Genomic DNA, 289 nt, shown 5'->3' on the forward strand with positions numbered 1-289 from the left:
TGTGTAGTCAGGGCCAAACCGGTTCTGCCATCGTTACCATTAGTCCAACTTCAACAGTAACCATTTCCGGTACAACAACTATTTGTTCGGGAAGCACTACAGTAATTACGTTTAATGGAGCGCCCAATGCAACAGTTACTTATACAGTAAATGGTGGAACCAATCAAACTATCGTATTAAATGGATTAGGTTCTGCAACATTGACCACCCCGGCATTAATTTCCAATACTATTTATTCTTTGGTTAGTGTAATTTTACCGGGAACACCGCTTTGTAGTCAAACCCAAAC

General features: G+C 40.5%; 1 protein-coding gene. It reads left to right on the forward strand.

The window, feature by feature from the left end; genetic code table 11:
• Window positions 1-289, forward strand: a 289-nt coding sequence (locus tag ICG50_RS13080) for a hypothetical protein (RefSeq protein ID WP_222940214.1), incomplete at both ends; no start/stop codon positions are given.

It is taken from the genome of Flavobacterium buctense, from assembly GCF_014486695.1.
Lineage (GTDB): Bacteria > Bacteroidota > Bacteroidia > Flavobacteriales > Flavobacteriaceae > Flavobacterium > Flavobacterium buctense.